The 23,432-nt window shown below is 72.2% G+C and carries 9 protein-coding genes; all 9 read right to left on the bottom strand.

Going from position 1 to position 23,432, the window contains the following annotated elements; all coding sequences use genetic code 11:
* Positions 1 to 2: 2 nt before the first annotated feature.
* The gene (locus tag E1293_RS07310; protein WP_132195172.1) at positions 3 to 2,720 is read right to left on the bottom strand and encodes a family 78 glycoside hydrolase catalytic domain; all 2,718 of its coding nucleotides are present in this window, start codon (positions 2,718 to 2,720) and stop codon (positions 3 to 5) included.
* 45 nt (positions 2,721 to 2,765) lie between these two features.
* Positions 2,766 to 6,485, bottom strand: coding sequence for a glycosyl hydrolase (locus tag E1293_RS07315; protein WP_132195174.1), 3,720 nt, complete (start codon positions 6,483 to 6,485; stop codon positions 2,766 to 2,768).
* The gene (locus tag E1293_RS07320) at positions 6,482 to 10,441 is read right to left on the bottom strand and encodes a family 78 glycoside hydrolase catalytic domain (protein ID WP_132195176.1); all 3,960 of its coding nucleotides are present in this window, start codon (positions 10,439 to 10,441) and stop codon (positions 6,482 to 6,484) included. Before E1293_RS07320 ends, E1293_RS07315 begins: the two co-directional genes overlap by 4 nt.
* 2 nt (positions 10,442 to 10,443) lie before the next feature.
* Complete coding sequence (locus E1293_RS07325; RefSeq protein WP_132195178.1) at positions 10,444 to 12,501, bottom strand: family 43 glycosylhydrolase; 2,058 nt, start codon at positions 12,499 to 12,501, stop codon at positions 10,444 to 10,446.
* Between the two features lie 15 nt (positions 12,502 to 12,516).
* Positions 12,517 to 14,385: a hypothetical protein gene (locus E1293_RS07330; RefSeq protein ID WP_132195180.1), complete on the bottom strand. Its 1,869-nt coding sequence runs from the start codon at positions 14,383 to 14,385 to the stop codon at positions 12,517 to 12,519.
* The gene (locus E1293_RS07335) at positions 14,382 to 17,495 is read right to left on the bottom strand and encodes a glycoside hydrolase family 78 protein (RefSeq protein WP_132195182.1); all 3,114 of its coding nucleotides are present in this window, start codon (positions 17,493 to 17,495) and stop codon (positions 14,382 to 14,384) included. Before E1293_RS07335 ends, E1293_RS07330 begins: the two co-directional genes overlap by 4 nt.
* 110 nt (positions 17,496 to 17,605) lie before the next feature.
* Entirely contained in the window at positions 17,606 to 19,018 is a 1,413-nt protein-coding gene (locus tag E1293_RS07340) for an L-fucose/L-arabinose isomerase family protein (protein WP_132195184.1), read from the bottom strand.
* Positions 19,019 to 19,036: 18 nt separating this feature from the next.
* A complete protein-coding gene (locus E1293_RS07345; RefSeq protein WP_132195186.1) occupies positions 19,037 to 21,208 on the bottom strand; it encodes an alpha-L-rhamnosidase-related protein in 2,172 nt (723 codons plus the stop codon).
* Positions 21,205 to 23,427 carry an alpha-L-rhamnosidase C-terminal domain-containing protein gene (locus tag E1293_RS07350; RefSeq protein ID WP_132195188.1) on the bottom strand — a complete coding sequence of 741 codons (2,223 nt, stop codon included), beginning with the start codon at positions 23,425 to 23,427 and terminating at the stop codon, positions 21,205 to 21,207. The genes E1293_RS07345 and E1293_RS07350 overlap by 4 nt, the downstream gene beginning before the upstream one ends.
* Positions 23,428 to 23,432: the final 5 nt, after the last annotated feature.

Here is a 23,432-nt window from a genome sequence, read left to right on the forward strand (position 1 = left end):
CCTCAGCTGTGGTTCGAACGGAAGGAGAGTCGGCCGGAGCCGGCTTCGAAGACGGCGTAGCCGTCCCTCATCCCGGTGAAGCGGGCGCCGCCCGCCCCTGCCACGTGCACGTCCCGCACCGAACGCGCCGGGACGTGGATCTCCGCGCGGACGTTCACGGGCACGTCCACGGAGAGGGAGAAGCCGTGGCCGGCCCGCTTCCAGGTGACGCCGACGTCGCCGCGCTGCAGCGGGACGGTCCCGGACGCGCGGTCCAGCCCGGTCAGCGGCGGCTTGATCCGGACGGCGGACGAGCCCGGGGCGGTCACGGTGACGCCGAGAAGCGTGCGCTGCACTTCGACCAGCGACGTCGCGCCCCACGGGTGGGACGAGCTCTGCCCGGTCTCCGGGGCGTCCCACGACTCCCACGTGAACGTGCCGCCGCGCGCGAGGATGTTGCCCCAGCCCGGCCCTTCGGTGGCGGTGAGGCGGGTGACGACGTCGTCGGGACGGTCGCCGAGCGCCTGGAGGAGCCGGTGCGCGGTCATCGGCCCCATCTGCAGGCCGAGCCCGGCGATGTAGGACTCGACCTTGCCGCGGGTGCCGGCGGGGGCGACGCCGAAGGCGAGCGCGTAGGCGTTGGCGATCTGGGAGGCGTGCGTGCTCTGGGCGCCGTCGTCCTTGAGGCCGTCGATGTAGACGCCGTCCGGACGGCGAAGCTTGGCGTTGATGTTGCCGGCGAGCGTTCCTGCGTCCTTGCGCAGCGCGGCGGCGTCGCCGGTCCTGCCGAGCGCCTCGGCGGCGCGGGCGGTGGCGTTCAGGACGTCCACGCCGAGGACGTTGATGACCGTCCGGGCGGCGGTGTCCATGTCGTGGCCGTAGCGCATGGTCGCGGGCCAGTCGATGATGCCGTACTTGTACTGCCCGGAGCCGCCCTCCAGGTTGGTGACCAGCCCGGTCCCGTCCGCGATGTAGCGGCGGACGTAGTCGGCGGCGGCGCTCATCACCGGGTAGGCGTCCGCGAGCGTGGACGTGTCGCCGGACTGCTCGAAGTACTCCCACACCCAGCCGGGGAACATCTCGGTGTAGTCGGGGATGTCGCGTTTGCCGTCGCCGTTGGGGTAGACGGCGTTGAGGCGGCCGTCCGGCCAGTACCGGGCCTGCGAGGCGATGAACTCGCGGATCGCCTGCCGGGTCAGCCGGCGTTCGCCGAAGGCGCCCATCACCGCGGTCGACACGTCCACCGAGTCGCCGAGGAACTGGCCCTTCTCGCGGGTCGGCGTGTCGACGAACTGCGTCTGCGACCCGTACAGCGCCGACCTCGCCATCAGGTCGTACGCCGCGTTCACCCCCGCGTTGGACGTGTGCACACCGCCCTTGCGCGTGACCTCGTTGTGCTGGACGACGGCGGAGATGTCGCCCGGCTTCGCACCCGAGCCTGGCGCGATCTCCAGGTAGCGGAAGCCGACGTAGGTCAGCGGCCGGAACGTCTGGTCGCCGTCCCGCTGGGTGTAGCCGTAGCTGAGGTCGGTGGACTGGTTGTCGTCCTTGGAGCGGGAGACCGTCCCGTCGTCGTTGAGGACGTAGGAGGCGTGCATGTCGACGTGCCGTCCGGCGGTGCCGTCCCGGAACCGGACGACCGGCACGGCGGGGATCACCGTGCCGAAGTCGGCGACGAGCGCACCCGAGTCCAGCCGCGTGACCTTCACCGGCCGGACGTTCCGGTACGCAAGCGCGGTCTCCTGGCCGTGCAGGTGCGTGAACCCGGACGCCGGATGGGCTCCCACGACCTGGGGGTCCTGCCAGGAGGAGGCGTCGTAGTCAGGCTCGTCCCAGCCGAGCGGGGCGGCGGTGCCGTCGATGTCCTCGATGTAGTCGCCCGCGTCGCCGTTGCGCTTGGGCGCGTTCTTCCAAGGGCCGCGCGTCACCTTCCACGACCCGTCAGTGACGACGACCTGGCGCGTCCCGTCGGCGTGGTCGATGACCAGCCGCACGAGCAGCCCCGGCTCGCCCTTCGGCCGCCCCTGCCCCGACCCGTACCAGTGGTAGAGCGCACCGATCGTGGCGGGCTTACCTGCCTGCAGCTTGGACGTGACGTCGACGGTCTTGTAGAACCCGTCGTCGGTGTACTCGAACGCGGGCCCGTGGTCGACGGTCTGGCCGTTCAGGTGCAGCGCGTACTGCTGACCGGCGGCGATGTGAGCGCGGGCCCGCACGACCCTCGACCTCCCGACCGTGAAGTCCTTGCGGGCGAGGGTGTAGTCGTCGGCCTCGCCGGTCGTCCGCCTGATCCAGGTGGCCTGCCAGTCCTTGTCGGCGAGCCCGGTGTCGAACGCGGCGGGCCGCGCCCACGGAGAGCGCTTACCCGTCTTGTCCCAGGTACGGACCGTCCACGTGTAGGACGTCTCCGGAGCGAGTGGCGGCCCGGCGTACTTCACGTACTCCTGGCTGCCGGACCGCACACGCCGGCTGTCCCAGACCGTCTGGCCCGACGCGTCCCGCACGACGATCTCGTACGCGGTCTGCACCTCGCCGGGGTCGCGGTCGCGGGGCGTCCAGCCGAACAGCGGCGCCCCCTCCACGTTCAGCGGACGGGCCTGGTCCCCCACGGTGAGCCCGGCCGGGGTGCCGGGCGCGTGCCCGGCCTTCAGCGCGGCCTGCGCGGTCCCCGGCGGACCGGCGACGGCCGCCGCCGCCACGGTCGCGACGAGGACGGCGCGGAAACCGGTGGAACGAGTCATGTCACGGCGGATCATGAGGATTGACCTCCAGTTCGTCGATGGGGCCTACGGGCGGACGGAGAACCCGCTCATCTGCACGTTCGCGCCGATGCCGTCCCAGCTCCTGGTGATGTCGAGGCGCACGTAGCGGGCGCTGACCCTGGCGAAGGCCGTCGTCCCGCCCTCCTTAGGGGTGTCGGTGGCGGTGGCGACGGTGCGCCAGGTGCGGCCGTCCGAGGAGACCTGGACGCCGTAGTCGCGCGGCCCGTAACTGGAGCGGCCGCCGACGACGACCGAGCCGAACTCGACGGGCGCCCCGAAGTCGACCCCGTAGCGCACCGGGTCGGCGGGGGTCGGCCCCTGGCCGGCGGCGCGTCCCCACGACACCCAGAACGTGCTCGGCGATCCGTCCACGGCGAGCTTGGCCGGATACCGGTCCTGGCCGGCGTCGGCGACCACCCGGGGGAACGGCGTGCCGCCCGGGTTGAGGGCGAGGTCGCCGGAGTGCCGCAGGGTCACCGCCGTGGTGGCGGACGGCCCGGCGTCGCTGCTCGCTGTCACCTTCACGGTGCTCGTGCCGGACGCGACGCCCTTGTCGCGCAGGTCGACGGGCACCGTCACCGAGCCGCGGGCGGGCACCCTGACGCGGCCCCGCTCCGGCTTCGCGCTGATCCCGTCGGCGGCGGCCGCGGCGACCGCCACGTTCGCCGCGCGGCCGGACGCGTTCGTGACCAGCACGGTCGCGCGGTTGTAGCCGCCGTCCGCCAGCGGCAGCTCCGGTTCCAGGGCCTCGGCGGTCAGCACCGGCCGGTCGCCGCCGGCCGCGGTGAGGGTGGCGGGGCCGAACAGCCCGTAGTCCATCGGCGTCCGCGACGCGGCTCCGGTGCCGGGCGCGACGCGGACCGCGTTGAGCAGCGTGGACGCGACCCGCACGGTGATCGTGTTGGCCCCCGGCCGCAGGTACCGGCCCACCTGGACGTGCCGCGGATCGGACTGGTTCAGCGACGGCAGGTCGCGCCCGTTGACGTTCACGCGGACGGTGTCGACCGGTGTCCCGAGGTCGAGTTCGGCCGCGTCGATGCCCTTCCAGCCGCCGTCGAGGGTGACGTGCGCGGTGTAGGTGCCCACGCCGGAGACGTCCTTGAGGTCCACCGGGTAGCCGTTGGCCGGGGTGATCGCCGACCAGGCGGGCAGCGCGCCGTCCGTCCCGGCCTTGACCGTGACCGGGCCGAGCGTCTTGTGCGCGGTGTCACCGGGCAGGCCGGAGGCCCCGGGTCCCCAGGAGTCGACCGACAGCGACCACTCGTCGAGCTTCACCGCCTGCGGGACGGTCTTGCCGTGCTCGCGCGGTCGGCCCGGGTGCCCCGGGTGGCCGGTGAAGGTGCCGTCGTGCCGGGGCGTGACCGTGATGACCGTCGCATCGTTCGCGGCCAGCCGGACCGGGACGGTGACGGCGCCGTGCCCCGGCGTGTAGTCCGTGATCGGCGTGATCTTGCCGGTCCAGGTGTCCAGCTTGTAGGGGACGCCGTCGCCGGTCAGGGTGACCTTCTGCGCGGTCGCGGTGTTCGTCTGGTTGTAGAGGTAGTAGTAGTCGGTGGAGCCCGCCTTGCGGCGCACGTCGAGGATCGCGCCGGAGCCGTCGTGCGGCGTGGCCGCCGGTGCGACGTGGAGGCGCTGCAATGCCCGCGGGGCGTCCGCTTCGCTCGCGACCCGCACCACGCCGCGCTGCCGGAGGAGGGTGGAGACCACCGACTTCAGGCGGGCGTCCTGGCGCGCCGCGTCGCCCGCGCCGGGCACCGCGCTCGGCACGTCCCCGACGATGACGACGGGCAGCCCCTGCCGGGCCAGCCGCAGCAGCTTCTCGGCAGCGGCGACCGGCATCGTCTTCTGGTCGTTCAGCAGCACCGCGTGGTAGGCGGAGCCGTCGCCGAACAGGGCGCCGCGGGAGTAGGAGGCGTCCTTGCGCTTGAGGTGCGCCGGGCTGAGGTACTCGTAGGTGTATCCGGCCGACGCCAGCGCCGAGGAGCTCTGGATCAGCTTGTTGGACCCGCTCCCGGTGGTGCCGGTGCCGTTCATGCCGAAGTCCTGCCAGTACACGGCCAGGTCGAAGCGGGGCTTGCCCTGCCGCAGCACGAGCTGCATCCGGGCCAGGTTGTCGTTGACCGCGCGGTAGTCGGCCCAGTTCGGGCCGCCCTTGTCGCCCCACGCCTCCGAGTAGGAGGTGTTGCCGCCGTAGGTCATGCCGGGCCAGGCCGACTGCGGTCCGGCGCCGGCGGGCCCCCTGCTCAGGTAGGGGAGGCCGTGCCAGACGACCTGGTTCACGCCGCCGGCAAAGCCTCGGTAGACCGCCTGCAGGTTCGAGGCGTCCGATCCGGCGCCGGCCGTCGAGCCCCACACCGAGCCGGAGAAGGCGCAGCACTCGTCGGACACCACCGGCCGCCCTGACATGTGCGCGCCCGTGGCGACGACGCGGTAGTCCTGCACGTTGCTGTAGGCCCCGACCGACTGCCCGAACGCCAGCGACTCGCCCTCGGGCACGTCGATGTGGGAGGCGGCCTCGGAGACGTCCACCGGGACGCCGTAGGGCTGGATGCGGGTGCTGATGTGGTGCCGGTGGCCCCACTCCCGCAGCACGTCGAGCCGGTTGCGGATGTAGAGGTCACTGAGGGTCTGCCGGTAGTCGGTGCGGACCCGGGCGCCGACGCCGCCGCCGAAGTCGAAGAACGGCCGGTCGGTGATGCCCTGGTCGCCGGCCCCGGCGAGGGCGGGCAGCACCTCGACCGGGGAGTAGCCGCGCCGCTTCGTCCACTGCCCGACCAGCTCGGACGTCCACTTCTGCGTCTTGCCGAGTTCGAGGGAGTCCTCGAACAGGTCGCTCTCGCCCAGCTGGGCGAGCAGCTTCCGCACGTCGGGGGTGAGGATGTGCTCGTCGTAGAAGTCCGTGGTCGCCTTCGCCCCGGCCTCGCTGAACGGGTCGAGGGCGTAGTTCGTGCCGGTCGCGGTGTAGCCGGACAGGGACTGCCCGCTGGGCGTCTGGTAGAACGCGATCAGCGCGTAGGTGCTCTTGTCGTCGCCCGGGAAGTCGACCCTGAGGGCGCCTTGCGCGTCCACCTTGGAGGTGACGTCGGTGACGCTGGCGCGATCCAGCATCCGCGGCCCGCTGGACGAGGCGCAGCCCGCGTCGGAGCACTTGGCGACGAGCGCGGCGATGAGCGTCCGCTTCGCACCGGCGGGCGGTGCGGTGTCGAAGTTCACCGGCAGCTCACCGGACCTGCTGGTGCCGCCCTTGTGGAACTCGTGGGAGAAGACGACCTGCTGCTGGGCGCTCGGATCGTTGACGTCGTCGACCGTGGGAACGGTCGCGGGCCAGCGCGGGCCGATGGTGAAGTCCAGGCCGAGCCCCTTGGCCTTGGCCTCGGCCAGCATCGTCCGGGTCTTCTGGGCCCACAGCGGGGTGCCCCAGCCGTAGGTCTTCAGGAACTCCGGGGTGTTGTTGCCGGTGCCCTCCACGCTGAACGGGGCGACCTCGGCCCCGCCGCCGCCCGCCCTCTTGATCTGGTCGAGCTCGCGGCCGAGCTCCTTGTCGTCGGTGTAGGCGAGCGGCTGCCACCACCGGTACTTGGGCCGCACGGACGCCGGCGGGTCGGCGAAGGTCCCGCGGGTCAGGGCCGGGACGGCGGGCCCGAACGACGGCGCGTCCGCGGCCGCCTCGACGACCGCGAGCCCTGTCAGCGCCATGAGCGCGGCCACCGGCACGGCGAGCAGCCGGGTCTTGGAACGGATCACGAGGCGTACCCCTCAAGCTCGATGACGCGGCTGTAGTTGTGGTCGTTGGAGTCGTGGACGACCAGCCGCAGCGCGGACGCGGAGACGGGCGCGAAGGTCTTCTCGACCGTCCCGGCGGTGCTGCCGGCGACGGTCGCGACCGTCGTCCAGGTGCCGTCGGCCTGCGCCTGGACGTCGAAGTCGCGCACACCGGTCTTGGCGGCCGGATACTTCGGCGAGTCCAGCGTGAAGACCTTCACCCGGCCGATGCGCTGCGGCTCGTCCCAGGTGGCGGTGAGGGTGTCGGGGAACGTCCCGGCGGTGTCGTCGTTCCAGCCGCCGGTGCCGTTCAGCCAGACGCCGGAGTCGGTGCCGCCGTCGTTGGTCCAGGCGGGCGACGAACCGCTGTGCGTGCTGGACGCCGACATCCCTGCGGTGCGGACGATGTTGGACGTGACGTGCAGCGGGGCCCGCACGGTCTCGTCGTCGACCGTCACCGTGGCCGTCCCGTCCTTCCCGGCGCCGGTGTTCTTGAGCGTGATCGGGACCTCGGCGGAGCCGCCCGCCGGGATCCTGACCCGGTCGCCGGCCGTGGCGGTGAAGCCGTCCGACGGGGCGGCCTTCACCGGGACCGTGACGGCACGGCGCTCCAGGTTGGTGACGCGGAACCGCGCCTGCGTGGGGCTGCCGTCGATCACCGGGATGTCCACGCCGAACGGCGGCTCGATGGTGAGCTGCGTCCGGTCCTGCTTCACGGCGTCGGCCGTGCGGACGGTGAACGTCCAGGAGCCCGACCCGACCTCGTACACGGCCCGGCCGTCCTGCACGCCGAGCGGTTTCGCCCCGGACGGCGCCTTCGCGCCCGACGCCCCGAGCAGCGGCACCTCGACGCGTGCGGGCGCCCCCGGCGGGACGGTGACGTCCAGCCGCAGGTCGTGCCCGGAGCGGCGCCACGAGCTGGACACCTTGCCGCGCGGCGTCTCGTAGCCGGACTCGGCGCCGGTCAGGTCGCCGACGACGGCGGGCCTGATGACGAGCTTCCCGAAGGCGGCCGAGTCATCGGCCTGCCGGATCCCGGCGAGCCCGGCGCCGAACCACTCGTCGATCGCGCCGAGCATGAAGTGGTTCTGCGAGCCGTAACCGGTCGGGCCGTCCCAGTACTCGGTGAGCGCGGTCGCGCCGTGCACCACCTGGTAGCCGTAGCTGGGGCTGGTGACCTGCTGCGCGACCGCGAGGATCACGTCGTCGCGGCCCGCCGCCGACAGCGTCCGGAACACCGCCGGCAGCGCGATCTCACCGACGGTCAGGTGGTGTCCGCCGGCCTCGATGGACGCGACGAGGTGGTCGAGGACGGCCTGCTTCTGGTCGTCCGGGACGATGCCGAGGTCCAGCGCGAACGCGCCACCGGCCTGGCTGCCCGAGCCGTAGGTGTGCTTCGCCTCGTCCAGGTACTTCGCGTTGAAGGCGGTCGCGATGTCGCCCGCCAGCTCGGTGTAGCGGGCGGCGTCGTCGCTCTTGCCGAGCAGCCTGGCGATGCCGGCGAGCGTGGCGGCGCTGCGCTGGTAGCCGTAGGTCGCGGCGATCCCGCGCGGCGTGGTCTGGTCGACGGCGGCCCAGTCGCCGAGGCCGTAGTCGAGCAGGTTCCCGTCCGCCTTGGACGTCAGGTAGTCGAGGTAGCGCTGCATGTTCGGGTAGAAGTCGCGCAGCGGGGCGGCGTCGCCGTAGGTCCGGTAGTGCTGCCAGGCGGCCATGATGATCGCGCTGCCCCAGTTGGGGTCGTCGCGGACCCCGCCGGAGAACTGGACGTACTCGGGCGCGATGTCGGGGACGAGCCCGTCCGCCGTCTGCGCCTCGGCCATGTTCCGCAGCAGCGCCGGGTAGTAGGCGGCCACGTCGTAGTTGCGGGTGACCGATCCCTGGACGAGCTGGGTCTCCTCCAGCCAGCCGAGCTTCTCCCGGTCCGGGCAGTCGGTGAGGATGCTGAACATGTTGCCCTGGATCGACCGGTCGATGATCGTGTGGATGCCGTTCAGCAGCAGGTCGGAGCTCTCGAACGTCCCTGCGGAGGCGTTGCCCGCGCGCAGCACGACCGCGGAGACGGCCTGCCCGGACGGCTCCGCGGGCAGGCCCGTCACCTGGAGATACCGGAACCCGTGGTAGACGAACCGGGGATGCCAGGTCTCGGTGCCCGTCCCCGCGAGGGTGTAGTGGTCCTCGATCGGCGGGTTCTGCGCCCCGCCGGCGATCATCGTGCCCTGCTCGACGAGGCCGTCCGCGCCGAGCCGCTCCCCCGGCTTGAGCGTCAGTTCCGTGCCGCGCGACCCGCGGGCGCGGATCTGCGGCCATCCGGAGATGTTCTCGCCGAGGTCGAAGACGTAGGTGCCCTTCTTCGGCTCCGTCACCTCGACCGTCTTGCGGCGGCCGACGGGCACGATCGCCGGGGACATGCGCGAGGTCAGCGCGATGCCCGGGTCCGGCGGCTCGGCCGCGGCGTGCCAGGAGCCCAGGTCCGCGGACGGCTCGTCCCAGCCCTTCTGCGCGAGGCGGGCGTCCTCGTCCTCGCCGCCGTACCAGTGCGTGAACGTGGTCGGGCCGAGGTCGGTCCGCCAGGACGAGTCGGTCGCGATCCGCTTCGTCGTGCCGTCGTCGAGGGTGACCTCAAGCTGGGCGAGCAGCTTCGGCGGCCCCTGCGCGCCGACGTACTTGGTGTACCGGTCGTTGGTCGCGGTGACGTTGTAGGCCCCGTTGCCGAGCCGGACGCCGATCGCGTTCCCGCCGCGCCGCAGCAGTTTCGTGACGTCGTAGGCGGAGTACTCGACCCGCTTGCGGTAGTCGGTGTTCGGCGGTTCGAGGACGGCGTCGCTCACCGGACGGCCGTTGATCGTCGCGTCGTAAATGCCGAGCGCGGTGATGTAGAGCCGCGCCGACCGCACCTTGCTCCCCAGGGAGAACTGCCGGGCGAGCAGCGGTAGCCGGGGCAAATCCGTCTGGTAGGCGGGCGGCGGTTCCTGGCCGGTGACGGTCTTGGCGGTGGCGAACGGACCGTCCGCCGAGTCGGACGTCTGCAGGGTGTAGTCGACGGGGAAGTTGGGCGTCTTCCCCTCGCTCGTCATCAGGTCGGTGCGCGGATACAGCTTCACAGACGCGATGTCCCTGGCCGCGCCCAGGTCGAGTTGCAGCCAGATGTGGTGGCCAGGGTCCTGGGTGCCGTAGGCCGGGCTGGTGTAACCGAACGGCGCCTTCTGCGTGGTGGGCGACCCGTCGGTGACGAATTCGGGCATCCACTTGCCGGGGTACTCGCGGACCTCGGACGCGGTCACCTTCGCGCCCTTCGCGACGTTCGTGCCGGACGGGTCGAGCGCCTCGATCTCGGCGAGCTGGAGCCGGGACGGCAGCGAGCTTCCCTCCTTGACCGGCAGGCCCAGCTTCGTCACGTCCAGCCGCAGGTAGCGGGCCTTGGTCCCGGCGGGGAGAGCGACCGTGACCGGGGTCGGCGCGCGGTTCAGCCAGCGGTCGTCGCCGATCCACTTGGCGGACCAGTCGCCCTTGGCGAGCAGGCCCGTCTCGAACCGGGCCGGCCGGCTCCAGCCGGAGGCGTGCCCGGAGCCGTCCCAGACCCGGACCCGCCACCACACCTGGCGGCGCGAGGAGAGCGCCGTGCCCCGGTAGACGGCGTTCGCGGTGCCGGAGGAGACCTTGCCCGAGTCCCACAGATCGGCGCGGCCGAGCCGGTCGCGGGACGTCGCCGCGACCACCTGGTAGGCGGCCTGCGCGGCGCCGTGCCCGGCCGCCGACAGGCGCCAGCTCAGCGTGGGCGTCGTGTCGTCGATGCCGATGGGGGCGTCGAGCGCGTCGGTGCGCAGCCCGGTGGCCCGCAGCCCGGCGGCGTCCGCACGTGCGGGCACGGCGCCGAACGCGAGGACGAGGGGAAGGAGCGCGACGGCGGCGGCGCCGCGCGCCGGACGGTTTCGGCGCATGGTCAGGCCCTCCGCACGGTGGTGAAGAACTTCAGGTCGCGGGCGGGTTCCGGTGTGAACGTGGCGCCGCCGTCGTGGCTGACGGCCGACGTCCCGCCGCGGTAGGGGTCGTGGTCGTTGTAGGCGACGCCGTAACAGCCCTGGGTAGCCGTCGAGCCGAGCCGGACCGTGTACCGGTGGCCGCGCTCGATCCGGATCCCCGGGTGGACGGTGAGGTTGCGCGCCGACCAGCCGATCCGGCCGGCCGGGACCGACTCCGACCACAGCGTCCGGGACCCGTCGGTGATCTCGACGGTCAGCGGCTCGGACGGCGGCGTCCGCTCGACACGGCCCTCCTCGGTTCCGTCCTTGAAGGCGGTCACGGCGAGTGAGGCGAGGCGGCCGCCGCGTCCGGCGGTGAAGGACTGCTCGCGGCGGACGTCGCCCGCGATGTCGCAGCCGGTGCGGAACCCGGTCACGCCGCTGCCCTGGTCGAGGCCGGGGACGGGCCGCTGATGCCCCGGGTGCCCCGGGTTCAGCCGGACCGTCGCGTTGCCGCACTCGATCGGCGCGATCGAACCGTCGTCGGCGAACTTGAGCGGCTGCCAGTAGTAGTTGGCCAGCGCCTCGTTGGTGTGGAAGTTCCACAGGTCGCTGAAGTACAGGTACAGCGGCTCACCATGGCGCTGTCTCAGCGTCGCGATCTGCGCGGGCTGGCCGCCGCACGAGTCCTCGGTGATCTTGACGCCTGATGTCGGGACCACCCACCGGGACAGGTCACCGGAGAAGTCGTCGGCGAGCAGTTCCTGACCCGAGGGCGAGGTGACGCGGACGTTGTCGAACTTCGCCGACTCCAGGTTGGCGCCGTTCCACTCGCGGACGCCGACCTTGCCCGCCGGGTACGTCGCGTCGGTGAAGGAGTCGACCTGGACGCCGTCGATCGAGGTGGTGATGGTGGAACCGGAGGCGGTGACCGACACGTGGTGCCACTCCCCCGCGACGATCGGCTTGTCGAGGGCGACGGTGTGGCTGGCGGTCGTCTTCCCGGCGCGCCGCAACACGGTCAGCTTCCCGTCGGACGTGCCGGTGCCGTTCAGCAGGAACAGGTAGCCGTAGTCGTCGCGGTTCATCCGGACGGAGAACCCGGCCTGCGCGAACGTCCCCGACGTGGCCGGGAGGGGTGCGACATCGAAGGAGTAGGTGTAGTCCGTCCAATCGTCGCCCTGCTGGGACAGGCCGTAGAGGCCGCCCTTCACGGTGAGGGCGCCGCCCTCGGCCGTCCAGGCGTCGCGGCCGCTCCACGGGCCGAGCGGGCTGCGGGCGGTGAGGTAGGACGTCCCGGTCCCGGTGCAGTAGCCGCAGTTCGGGTCGGACATCGCGAGGTAGTAGACGCCGTCCCGCTTGAACAGCGCCGGCGCCTCGACCCGGGTCACGCCCGTCACGTCGTAGGGCCCGGCGGCGCGCAGGTAGTCGGGGGTGAGCTTGATGACCGCGATGTGCCAGCCGGCGTTGCTGCACGCCAGGTAGCCGGTGCCGTCGTCGTCGACGAACACGTCGAGGTCGGCGGTGCAGTGCGTCCCCTCGGGCAGGTCCGGTACCGGCTGCTCGGTGAACGGTCCGGTCGGACGAGGCGCGGTGTAGACGCGGAATTTGTCCGCCGCCTCCTGGTCGTTCACCCACAGGACGTACTTGTGCGTCGTCTCGTTGTAGACGGCGTGCGGGCGGAAGCAGAACTTGCAGTCGCGGGGCTTGACCACGTATCCGCGGTCGGTCCAGTGCGCGAGGTCGGGCGAGGAGTAGACCTTGAACCCGCAGAACGAGGTGTTGACCTGCCACTGGTAGCCGCAGTCGTAGCTCGTCCCGTACAGGTAGTACATGTCGCCGAACCGCTGGATGGCGCCGTCGTGGGCGTCGACCGCGTTGCCGTCGGTGTCGTAGCGGGTCACCTGCTCGCCGCCGGGCCCGAAGTTGGTGAGGCCGGTGGTGACCGCCGCCCGCGCGGGGACGGCGGTGAGCGCGGTGAGCAGGAGGCAGGAGAGCACCGCCAGGACGACGGCGCGGCTCGGGGGGATTCTGCGCATGGGGACGGGACTTCCTCACTCGGCGTAGCGGTAGCGGAAGCGCCCGCTGGGTGCGGCATCGCCGCTGGTCAGGGTGTCGAGGACGTCGCCGTCGCGCTGCATGTTGTCGATCCACTTGAAGTCGATCCGCAGCGGCCGGCGAGGGCCGGCGCCGATGAGGCGCCTCGGGATCGCGAGCTCCAGCTCGTTGCCGCGGGCGGCGTAGGAGAGGTCGGCGACGTGCCGCCAGGACCAGCCGCCGCGGCTGGCCTCCAGGCAGGTGCGGCGGCCGTTGCGGACGCGCCGGTTCACGGCGAACCGGAACCCCTCCCAGCCCCCGTCGTCGTCATCGCCGACGGAGAGGAGGAGCATCATCCAGTTGCGGCCGTCCCACGAGGTCAGGGGCTCGCCGGTGCGGGCGTAGAAGAAGACGTGGTGGTCGTCGCGGGCGACCTTGGCGGCGACGATGTCGTTGCGTCCGGTCGTGTTCACATAGGGCCCGGCGCCGCCCCAGCCGGGATGGTCGCGGTGGCCGGTGTCGCCGATGTGGTCGCGGAACTCGGGGCCGACGTCGCGCCAGTCGCCGAACCTCCCGTTGATCTGGATCGTGCGGGGCGCCGACGCCCGCGGTGCCGCCCGGACGCCCTTGTAGCGGCGGACGTTGGCGACGAGCTGGTAGTAGTAGGCGTCCTGGTAGGCGTTGCCGCCGGGGAACCCGCCCTCGGCGCCGCCCCGCAGCGGCTCGATGTCGCGGCTGTGCTCCCAGTCGAACTGGTCGACGAACACGACCGGGGCCTCGACGCCGTTGAAGGACGTCATCCGCTGCGCCACCCACTCGTTCCACCCGGTCACGAAGACGAACTCCGGGTCCGTGGCGAGCGCGCGGTCCCACTGCTCCTGGAAGTTGAGGCCCTCCGGGGCGCGGGAGTCGTCGGCGGGAAGCGTTCCGTCGTGGTAGCTGCGGCCGAGCGCGCGGGGTTCGCTCATGGCGCCGAGCCGTCCGTCGACGGCGTTCTGCGCGACACCGGCCGTCATCTGCTCGGCGTTGCCGTCTCCGTCCCGGAAGACGTGCTGCGGCGCGACCTCCAGCCAGCCCCACTGGTCGGGTTTGACGGGGCCGTCGAAGTACGTCGGCTGGGTGGAGCGGAAGGTGAAGAAGCCGCGGATCTCGTCCGTGCCGTCCCCGAGCAGGGCCGGGTCGGCGAGGATGAGCGGCTTGCCGTCCCACTGGAACCACAGGTCGGAGTGGATGCCGGGCTTGTAGAGGTCGTCGTAGAGGTCGGTGACGACCTGCCGCGGGGTGCCGAACGGCGCGAGGAACGCCACCTGCGGGGTGGTACCACCGGCGGCCCGCACCTCGGCGAACGTGTCGAGCAGCGTGTGGTAGTTCGCCTTGTAGGTGAACCCGTTGGTCACGTCGAACACGACCGTGTCGACGCCCGCGTCGGCGAGCATCGTGGCGTGCCTGCGGATCACCCACGCGTCGTCGGACAGGTAGTACCCGAAGTACGGCTCGGCCCAGTGGTGGAAGTGCCCCATCGGGCCCCAGGCCGGGTCGTCGGTGTCATGGACCGCGTCCGGGTTCGCGGTGAGGATGCGGCTGATGTCATGCGGGCCGCTGGTCGAGTGCTGCCCCAGCCACAGGAAGTAGAAGACGCCGACGAAGCGGTCGGTTCGCGGGCCGCCGACCTCGGCGTGCGTCGGCAGGGTGCGTCCGAGGCCGTCGGTGGCGACCCACGTGTCACTCATCGTGTCCCATCGCGTGGAGGGCGCGGCGGGGCGTGGGCCGGCGGCGGCGCGGGACGGTCCGGCGAGCACGGCGGGGAGGGCCAGGGCCGCGGCCCCGGCGCCCGCGGCGCGCAGGACCTCGCGCCGCGGGACACCTCCGGAGACGGGTCCGGTCATGGGGTCCGCCCCACGAACCGGTAGGAGCCGGAGCCGACCTCGAAGACGGCGGCGCCGTCCTGCATGCGCAGGAACTTCGCGCCCCGCTGGGTGACGTCCCCGGCCTTCGCCGCCGGCACCCACACCTCGGCGGTGGTGTTGACGGGGACGGAGACGTCGAGGGTGAACCGGTCGCCGCGCAGGCTCCAGCGACTGGAGATCGGCCCGTACACCGAGTCGTAGGTGGCGTCGGCCTGGTGGACGTCGCCGCCGGGCCGGGGCCGGATCACGGTGCGGTGGTAGCCGGGCTCGGCCGCCGCGATGCCGGCGATGTTCTCGTACATCCACTCGCCGACGGCGCCGTAGGCGTAGTGGTTGAAGGAGTTCATCGCGGCGTCCTGGAAGGAGCCGTCCGGCTTGATGGAGTCCCAGCGCTCCCACATCGTGGTGGCGCCCTTCCCGATCTGGTAGCCCCAGGACGGGAAGGTCTTCTGCTGGAGCAGCCGGTAGGCGACGTCGCCGTGCCCGGTCGCGGTGAGGACGGGCAGGAGCCGCGGGGTGCCGAGGAACCCGGTGGACAGGTGCCAGTCCCGCGCCTCGACCAGCTCGACGAGCCGGTCGGCGGCGGGCTTGCGGGCGCCGGCGGGCAGCAGGTCCATCGACAGCGCCAGGACGTAGGCGGTCTGGGTGTCGCCCTTCAGCCGTCCGTCCTTGAGGTACGCGGCGGTGAACGCCTCCTTGACCCGTTTCGCCAGGTCCTCGTACTCCGCCGCGTCGCCGGGCCGGCCGAGGACGCGGGCGGCCTGGGCGACGAGGCCGGCGACGTGCGCGAAGTAGGCGGTGCCGATGACGTCCTTGGGCGTCTCGGCGTCGACGTTCAGCCAGTCCCCGTACCCGGACGCGGGCCGCAGCAGCCCGTCGCTGTGGCTCTCCAGGTAGGAGATCCACTTCCGCATCGCCGGGTAGTTCCGCTCGAGCACCTGCCGGTCCCCGTACGCCTGGTACAGGTTCCACGGGACGGTGACGCCCGCGTCGCCCCACCCGGCCGAGCCGCCGCCGAGGCCGCCGACGACGGGCGCGATGTCGGCGAAGGCGCCGTCCGCGGTCTGGGAGTCGCGCATGTCGCGCATCCACTTGGCGAGGAACCGGGCCGAGTCCATGTTGTAAGTGGCGGTGCGGGAGAACACGTTGATGTCGCCGGACCAGCCGAGCCGCTCGTCCCGCGCCGGAGTGTCGGTCGGGATCGACAGGAAGTTGCCGCGCTGCCCCCACGTGATGTTGCGGTGCAGCTGGTCGAGCATCGGCACGTCGGTGTCGAACGACATCGTCATCGGCTCGGCGGTGTGCTCCACCCGTCCCGTGACGGCGTCCTTGCCGGGCGTGCCGGGGTAGCCGGTGACCTCGACGTAGCGGAAGCCGTGGAAGGTGTAGCGGGGCTCGTAGGTCTCGGTGCCGCCGCCCTTGAGCGTGTAGGTGTCGGTGGCCTTGGCTGTGCGAAGGTTCGCGGTGTAGAGGGTGCCGTCCTTGTTCAGGACCTCGCCGTGCCGCAGCGTGATCTTCGTCCCGGCCTGGCCGGCGACCCGCAGCCGGACGGTCCCGACCATGTTCTGGCCGAGGTCGAAGATGTGGACGCCCTTCTTGGGGCTGGTCACCGCGATCGGCTTGATCTCACGCTCGATCCGCGTGGGCGCGGCGGACTGCGCCACGGGCTTCGCCGTCGCCTTGTCGTTGACGATGACGGGCTTCCACGCCTGCGCGTCGAAGCGGGGACGGCTCCAGCCGGGCGTCTCCTCGCGGGCGTCGTACTGCTCCCCCATCAGCAGGTCGGAGCTGAGGACGGGCCCGGTGGCGCTGCGCCAGGTCGGGTCGGTGACGATCCGCTGCGACGTGCCGTCGGTGAAGTCGATCTGAAGCTGGGCGCGCAGCCAGGGGCGCGGCCCGTACTGGCCGGGGCCGAAGCTCGCGACGTGCCCCGCGTACCAGCCGGGGGCGAGGGTGGCGCCGATCGCGTTGCCGCCCCCGCGCAGCATCTTCGTCACGTCGTAGGTCTGGTACTGGACGCGGGTCTTGTAGTCGGTCCAGCCGGGCGTCAGCTCGTCGTGCCCGACGCGCCTGCCGTTGATCTCGGCGGTGTAGACGCCGAGCGCGGTCGAGTACAGCCGGGCCCGCGCGACCTTCTTCCCCACGGTGAAGTCCTTGCGGAGCCGGGAGGTCAGGCCGTCAGGCCCGGAGGTCACGGTCTCGAACGAGAACCGGCGGTCGCCGGGGGCGGGCTCGCCGTCCTTGTACGCCTGCCCGTGGTCGTAGCCGCCTTCGGTGTGGCTCCACCAGCCGATCTGCCCGGACGGGTCGGACTGCTCGACGTAGTACGTCCCGGCGGGCGCGGGCGTGTCGAGGGTGAGCGCGGCCTCGGCGTTGTCGGAGTGGTCGACGACGCGGCGCTGGGCGAGGACCTCCCCGCCGGGACCGTCCTCGTGGAGCGCGATCGTCACGTCCGCGTCGGCGGTGTTCCAGGTCGGCATCGGGATCGACACCTTCGTCACCGGCTTGTCGGAGGTGAACGTCTGCCCCTGCGTGGTGCCCGCCTTCAGCTGGGACGGGTCGTTCTGCCCGGTGAAGGAGGTGGGCAGCGGCAGTGGCGAGTCGTGCCCGATCCACTGCCCGGCGAGGGTGGCGCCGTCCATCAGGCCGGTCTCCCACCAGGTGGCCTTGCTCCACTTGGACGGCCGCCCGGTCCCGTCCCACACCCGGACCGACCAGTAGTAGCGGGTGCGGGCCTTGAGGTCCGGCCCGCCATAGGCGACGAGCACGGACTGCGCGGAGCCCACCTTCCCGCTGTCCCACACGTCCGGCGAGGACAGGCGGCCGGACGAGGACGCCACCCGCACCTCGTACGCGGACTGCACCTGCCCGCGCCCGGACGACCCGAGCCGCCAGGTCAGGCGCGGATGTGCGGCGTCGAGGCCGAGCGGGCGGTCGGCGTACTCGGTGCGGGTCTGCACGACCTTCACGGCACCGCCCGGCGAGGCGGCGGCGGGGACCGCACCGGCGGCGGTGACAACGAGGAGGAGGGACGTCGGTAGGACGAGGAGTGGGGACGTGGGACGCAGCGCGCTGGGTGTTCGCCGCATGATCTTCCTCCGTTTTTCGGGCGCGGCGAACAGAGCCCGCGGCCCGGTGGGGCACGGGCGCGACGCGCCGTCACCTCAGTTGTGGATCCCCCGATCCTGCGCGGTGGCGTTCAGGGCCTCACCTCGATGAGTTCGATCTCCAGGAGGCCGGCCAGGGCCTTCAGGTCGGCGATGCGGTGGCCGGTGCCGAGCGCCCAGTGGTGCGAGATCCCGGTGCCGGACCAGGCGTCCACCCACTCGCCGGGGTCGCAGCCGAAGTCGACGCGGGACGTGGTGTTGCCGATCCGCAGCAGCGGGCCGTCCACGGTCTCGCCCTCGGACGCGGCGAACGCGAACCGGCCGTCGCGGCGCTGGATGATGCCGAACGCGGTGACGGGCCCGTGCTTGACGTCGAACTCCACGGACACGCCGTAGCCGCGCTTGCCGTGGTAGACGCCGAGGCCGCGCAGCAGCGGGCGGCGGGCGCTGATCGCCAGGTGCGCGGGCCCGTCGTGGCCCATCTCGACGTGGCCGCGGCGGAAGTCCAGGGCCTGCAGCTCGGTGAACGAGCCGCCCGCGCCGAGCCGGTCGGCGATCAGCATGGCGAGGGACGTGCGCAGCTCGTACTCCCCCGCCGCCGGGACGCCGCGGGCGGTGAGCAGCGAGGCGCCGAGGATCATCCCGGCGCCGAGCCGCTCGTGGACCTCGCCGTCCAGGCCGCGGTGGTAGTAGGCGAGGCTGTCCAGCTCGAAGTCCTCGGCGAGCCGGTCCAGGCCGACCGCGACGCGGGCCGCCCAGGCGAGGTCGTCGTCGTTGACGGAGCCGTCCAGCTCGAAGATCTTCTCCGCCTCGGCCTTCTTCGCGGCCGTCTCGGCGCCCGTGACCTGCTCCACCCGGACCCGCAGGTCGTCGAACTCCAGCACCTCGACGTGCCCGCCGAAGTTGGCGCTGACCAGCGTCAGGTCGGTGGACACGTCCAGCATGCCCGGGTAGAGGTGGCCCATCAGCCCGTGCCGGCCCCGGCGCAGCGCGGCCCGCACCCCGGCGGCGCGCACCCAGCGGCCGATCTTCGTCCAGGCCCGCTCGTCCTCCAGGTACCCCGAGACCGAGCGGAACGGGACGCCGCAGCGCGCGAACGCGTTCGCCATCTCCGGCAGCGGGCAGGCGCCGCAGTAGGCGAGCCACTGCCCGGTGTCGAAGGCGGCGTGGTCCATCGACTCGGTCGGCTGCAGGTTGATCAGCAGGACCGGCGCGTCCGCCCGCTGCGCGACCGGGACCAGCATCGTCGCGGTCATGTAGGTGGTGAGGAAGCCGACGATGATGTCGCAGCCGGCGGCGCGCAGCTTCTCGGCCGCTGCCGCGCCCTCCTGCGCGTCGGAGATGAACCCGACGTCGACCACCTCGGCGCCGAGCCCCCGCATCCGCTCCGAGACGCGCTCGGCGGACCGCTTGAGCTGCGGCAGCAGATCCGGGAACTGCGGCCAGTAGGCGCCGAGTCCGCCGGCGACCAGGCCGACCTTCACTGCCGGTGGTGCTGTATCCATTCCTCTCCTCCTGTCGGGCTAATGGGCTGTGAGCGTGTGGCGCCCGGCGGACGCCCCGTCCACGTAGACGAAGCTGCCGTCGGTGGACACGCCGCGTGCGGTGGGCTTGCCCGCGGCCCAGACCGTCCGTCCGTCCAGGGTGACCCTGCGGGTGGACGAGTCGACCGGGACGGCGAGCCGGCCGTGGGTGCCGCGCGGCGCGGTGACCTTCAGCTGGAAGCCGTGCCCGGTCCTGCGCCAGGACGCCACGATGTCACCGTGCGGGGTCGGGACGGTCCCCTGTGCCCAGGGCAGGCCGGACGGGTGCGGCCGCACGTCGAACCTGGTGTACCCGGCGCCGGTCGGGGTGACGCCGAGGACGCGGTTGGTCAGGGTCACCGTCGGCTGGCTCGCCCAGCCGTGCGCGAGGCTGGTGAACGAGCCGATGCCGGGCGTGCCGTCGGGGTTCGCCTTCTCCCAGAAGGTGTTCCCCGGGTCCCGCTTCAGCTGGTAGCCCCATCCGCGCCGGATCAGTTCGAGGCCGCTCGCGTCGTCCACGCCGAAGCGCGCGTCGGCCTCGACGCCCTGCGGCAGCGGCTCGTAGCGGGGGTCGATGGCCGCGCCGGTCGTGCCCTCCGGGACGGTCAGCGACCCGTACGGCCCCCAGTTGCGGGTCTTCAGGTAGGCCATCGCCCGCCGCGCCTGCGCCGGGGCGGCGATGCCCGCCGACACGGCGAAGGCGTTGGCGTCCTGCGGGTACACGTCCGGCTTCTCGGTGCTCTGCCGGTAGGCGCCGGCCTCCTCGTCCCACAGCTTGGCCTGGATCGCCTTGGCGAGGCCGCCGGCCTTGCTCTCGTAGGACGCGGCCAGATCGTCCTGGCCCTTGGCCCTCGCCATCTGCGCGACCTCCCGCAGGGCCTGGTAGAGGCCGGCGTTGAAGAAGGTGAGGTGCTCGCAGTTGTTGTAGCCGTAGGTGCCGCAGCCCCCGTCGTCGCCGTAGGCCGCGTAGCTGACCAGCCCGCTGTCGTCGATCTGCTTGGCGGCCCAGTCGGTGGCGCCGGTGACGGCCGTCCACCAGTCGCCGAGCGCCTTGGGATCGGCGGTGTAGAGCCAGTGCAAGTAGACGTCGTGGACGAACCAGACGTTGTAGTCACCCAGGACATGGCCGTTGCTCTCCGGGCAGATCTGGCCGTTGCCGGGGACGAACCCGTCCGCGACCTGCTGCTTGGCGAACGCGTCGAGCGTGTTGCGCAGCGTCGCGGTGTCGCCGGTCGACAGGTAGGCCACCGGGCCCTGGACGGCGAGGTCGCCGGTGAACGGGTCGCGGTCGCGCTTGCCGCCGTCCAGCATCACCGGGATGTTCGGATCGGCGACGGCGAGGGTGTTGTGCGACGTGTCCGGCTCGCCGGGCGTGTTCGGCCAGCAGACGGCCGCGGGGTCGGCGGCGATGTTGCCCTTGAGCCGCGTCGGCAGGTCGGTGTCGAGCTGGACGGTGTAGGCGCCCGCGTACCAGATCTTGTTCAGCTCCGGGTCGGCGGACCGGAACGACCCCCGGTAGGCGCGCAGGTCGCGCTGGTTCGGCGCCGCCGTGAAGCCGACGGTCATCGCGTCGAGGTCGACCCAGCCGGGGCCGTCCAGGAAGACCGTCGCGTACCGGAAACCGCCGCGCAGCTCGTCGTCCTTGACGGTGGCGGGGAGGCGGGCCTTGTCCAGCGGCAGCGCGTGGCTGTCGGAGTCCCAGGTGTAGGGCTGGCCGGGGTAGCCGTTGAAGACGTTGGCGGTGTCGCAGCCGGGCGCGTGCTCGGTCTCGCCGCCGTTCTGACCGGGCTTGAGCGCCATGTGCATGCGGGACTCGGAGAAGCACACATGCAGTCCGGGCCGGTTCTGGGACGCGCTCAGGACCCGCAGTGCGGCCTTGCCGGCGATGTCGCCGCCGAAGTCGAGCGTGATGATCGGGGACGTGGCGCGTCCGCCCGTGCTGGTCAGCCGCACGGCCTTCCCGTCCCTGCGCAGCAGCGCGTCGGGACGGCCGTCGATCGAGCCGCCGCGCGCGTCCGACAGCGTGACGGCGCGCGGCTTCACGGTGCGGCTCGCCGGGGCGAGGACCTGGTCGGCCGGCTGCGTCCCCGCCGGCTGCGCGGACGCGGCGGGGACCGAGCCGAGCAGGACGGCGGGCACGGCGATCGCCGCGGCGACGCTCTTGCGGATCATCGCGTCACCGTCCGCATCGTGTGCGCCGATCCCCTCGCGCCGTCCACGTAGACGTACCTGCCGTCGCTGGACACGCCGCGTGCGGTGGGCTTGCCGGCGGCCCAGACCGTCCGTCCGTCGAGGGTGACCCTGCGGGTGGACGAGTCGACCGGGACGGCGAGCCGGCCGTGGGTGCCATGCGGCGCGGTGACCTTCAGCTGGAAGCCGTGCCGGGTCCTGCGCCAGGACGCGGCGATGTCACCGTGCGGCGTCGGGACGCTCCCCTCGGCCCACTTCAGCTCGCCGGTGAACGGGACCACGGCCCAGGACGAGTACCCGGGAGCGGCCGGGCGCACGCCCAGCACCTTCGAGCTCAGGGTGACGGTGGGCTGCGCCGCCCAGCCGTGCGCGAGGCTGGAGAACTGCTTCAGGTTGGGCGTGCCGTCCGGCTGGATGTGCTCCCAGAACGTGGAGCCGGGGTCCTGCTTGAGCTGGTGGCCCCAGAACTTGCGGATCAGCTCCAGGCCGGACGAGTCGCCGGTCTCCAGGCGGGCGTCGGCCTCGAACCCGCTCGGCAGCGGCGCGTAGAACGGCGGGAGGCTCGCGTTCGGGGTGGACTGGGAGACCGTCAGCGACCCGATGTCCGTCCAGTTCTTGGCGCGGAGGTAGGCGAGGGCGCGCTCGGCGCGGTCGCCGCCGGCGATGCCGGTGAGGACGGCGGTGACGTTGCCGTCCTGCGGGTAGGCGCCGGGGATCTCGCGGGACAGCCGGTAGGCGCCGGTCTTCTCATCCCAGAGCTGGTCGTTGACGGCCTTCTTCACGGCGGCGGACCGGCCGCCGTAGGTCTTGGCGGCGGACGCGTCGCCGCGCGCCTTGGCCATCGCGGCCATCTGCTCCAGATTGCGGGCGTAGAGCGCGTTGACGTAGGTCTCATGGCCGCAGTCGGAGTAGCCGTAGTGGCCGCACGACCCGGAGTTCTTGAAGCCGATCAGGCCCTGGTCGTCCTCGGCGCGGACCGACTCCAGCCAGGCGGTCGCCCGGGTGAGCTGCGGCCACCACGTGTCGAGGTAGGCGCGGTCGCCGGTGTACCACCAGTGCTCGTACATGTTGGACACGAACCAGGTGACGTACTCGCCGTAGGTGCGCAGCTCGTCCTGGTTGTGCTGCCCGACGAGGCTCGCGGCGGGCATGTAGCCGTCCGGGAGTTGCTGGGCGGCGAGCGACGACAGCGAGTTGTCGACCGAGCCCATGTCGTAGGTGCTGACGTAGGTGACGGGCGCCTGGACGGCGAGGTCGCCCTGCCAGACGATCCGGTCGCGCTTGCCGCCGTCGTAGATGACGGACGTCTTCGGGTCGGCGTGCGGGACGGGGTCGTCGGCGTGGTCGCCCTCGCCCGGCTGGTACGGCCAGTTCTTGGCGGTGTCGGACGCGCCGGTGTTGATCTGGACGGTGTAGGCGCCCGCGTACCAGATCTTGTTGAGCAGGTTGTCGCTGGACAGGAAGTGGCCGCGGTAGCCGTCCAGGTCGCGCTGGTCGGGCGCGGCGGTGAAGTCGAGCGAGATCGCGTCGACGTCGACGCTGCCGGGGCCGTCCAGGAAGAGCGTCGCGTACCGGAATCCGCCGCGCAGCTCCTTGTCGCGAACGGTGCCGGGCAGCTTCACACCGTCCAGGGAGAGGGCGTGGCTGTCGGTGTCCTCGGTGTAGGGCTGGCCGGGGAAGCCGTTCCAGATGTTGGCGGTGTCGCAGCCGGGCGCGATCTTGCCCTGGCCGTCGTTGGCGTCCGGGGCCAGCGCCATGTACTGCACCGACTCGGAGAAGCAGGCGCGCAGCTTCGGCGACCCGGAGGCGCCCTTCACGCGGACGTTGAGATGCCCGGCGACCTCCTTGCCGAAGTCGACGATCAGCAGCGGGGAGCCCGCCAGGTCGGCGGCGCCGCCGAGCCGCACGGAGCCGCCGCCCTTCTTGAGCGCGCCGTCCGGAGAGCCGTCGATCCTCCCTTGCCGCGGGTCGGCCTTGAACACCTTGACGGGCTTGACGTCGCGGCTGGACGGGGCCAGGACGTAGGGCCGCCACTGGCCTGGGTGCGGGCTGTAGGAGGCGTCCTGCCAGGGGCCCTTCGGGTGCGGCGCGGCGACGGCGGGCAGCGCGAGCGCGGCGGTGCTGCCGATCGTGAGAGCGGCGGCGACGGCGGCCCGTGCCAGCGAACGGCGTGCCGTGGTGGTGGGGGGAACCATCATCATCACTC

The sequence above is a fragment of the Actinomadura darangshiensis genome, from assembly GCF_004349235.1.
Taxonomy (GTDB): Bacteria; Actinomycetota; Actinomycetes; order Streptosporangiales; family Streptosporangiaceae; genus Spirillospora; species Spirillospora darangshiensis.

Coding starts and splice junctions, on each gene's coding strand:
- E1293_RS07310 (WP_132195172.1), bottom strand. CDS start 2,720: ATGACTCGTTCCACCGGTTTCCGCGCCGTCCTCGTCGCGACCGTGGCG.
- E1293_RS07320 (WP_132195176.1), bottom strand. CDS start 10,441: ATGCGCCGAAACCGTCCGGCGCGCGGCGCCGCCGCCGTCGCGCTCCTT.
- E1293_RS07325 (WP_132195178.1), bottom strand. CDS start 12,501: ATGCGCAGAATCCCCCCGAGCCGCGCCGTCGTCCTGGCGGTGCTCTCC.
- E1293_RS07330 (WP_132195180.1), bottom strand. CDS start 14,385: ATGACCGGACCCGTCTCCGGAGGTGTCCCGCGGCGCGAGGTCCTGCGC.
- E1293_RS07335 (WP_132195182.1), bottom strand. CDS start 17,495: ATGCGGCGAACACCCAGCGCGCTGCGTCCCACGTCCCCACTCCTCGTC.
- E1293_RS07340 (WP_132195184.1), bottom strand. CDS start 19,018: ATGGATACAGCACCACCGGCAGTGAAGGTCGGCCTGGTCGCCGGCGGA.
- E1293_RS07345 (WP_132195186.1), bottom strand. CDS start 21,208: ATGATCCGCAAGAGCGTCGCCGCGGCGATCGCCGTGCCCGCCGTCCTG.
- E1293_RS07350 (WP_132195188.1), bottom strand. CDS start 23,427: ATGATGATGGTTCCCCCCACCACCACGGCACGCCGTTCGCTGGCACGG.